Raw genomic sequence first — 1,043 nt, forward strand, 5'->3', positions numbered from 1 at the left:
GCAGCTGCATCCGTTGCTGGATAAACCCAAATAGGTGGGACTTGCGGCCCTGCTTTCAGCGGAGGGATGCCCAGCGCGTCTGCGGAATCAACTGCAGGCGTCCAGACTAATGTGATTCCACCGCCGAAATCGGCTACCTGCTCTTCGCCTTGGGGCGTGAATTGCACCACATCGATCATTTCCCAGCCGGTTTTGGCGGCTGTATGAAAGCCGTAGGCTTTGATGGTGCCGTCAGCTGCTTGTTCGATACGAAAGCGCACTCTCGTGCGTGCGCTTGTCATTCTGCGAAGCTGCTCAGGTGTGTATAGATCTGAGTTGCCCATTGGGCTAGGCCACATCAAAGCAACCAGCCCAACTAGAGTACTTGCTACGAGACCGCCAGTAATTAGGGCTCCCGAAGAGGCTGCCCCACCCGCAGCGCTACTCCCACCAACAGCCCCGCCGGCTGATCCCGCCACGGCCAGACCACGAAGCGATAAACCGCTCAGCCTGGCAATAGATTCACCAGAAAGGTGACTAAGTGGGTAGTCACCGTTGGATTTAGCGCTGCTAGCGGCCAGTACGGCTGTTTTGCCATAGCGGCTAATGAGTTCAGCGGGAGCCGTGCGGGGGTAGTCGATTTGACCATCGGGCAAGGTGCAGGGCTTTGCAAAGACGCAGCCGGCAGGTGGTGCCAGCGGCGCTGCTTTCTTGGGTTCTACCACGTCCAGAACAAGTGGACGTGGCGGTTGTTTATCGAAATCGCCGTTGTAGGGCGGAGCGGGTGGCTCCTTTCGCTCGTCTCTGTTATTCGGGACGTAGCCGCTCATCTATAAATCTTCCTTGAAAAGGCGAAATGATACGCCGTGGTGATGGTCAGTCCATGTGCATTGTCACGCTTTGCAGCTCAGCCTAGTTTGTATCTCATGGCGATTTTGCAAGATTGAAGTCACGCAACTTTGCTTCTGACTTATAGCGCATGGTTATGGCTGGGCTTTAGCCCGTCCCAGTGAGAGAAGCAAGGTGCGACACCAGAGCGGCTGACGCAACTGCAAAGCTGGGCA

At 56.2% G+C, this 1,043-nt stretch carries 1 protein-coding gene; it reads right to left on the minus strand.

The features are described from left to right. Positions 1 to 809: S-type pyocin domain-containing protein (locus LO50_RS24390; protein ID WP_173425605.1), on the minus strand; the 809-nt coding region annotated here is incomplete at its 3' end. Between the last annotated feature and the right edge of the window lie 234 nt (positions 810 to 1,043).

Origin of the sequence: Stutzerimonas stutzeri, from assembly GCF_000935215.1 — a bacterium.
Classification (GTDB): Bacteria; Pseudomonadota; Gammaproteobacteria; order Pseudomonadales; family Pseudomonadaceae; genus Stutzerimonas.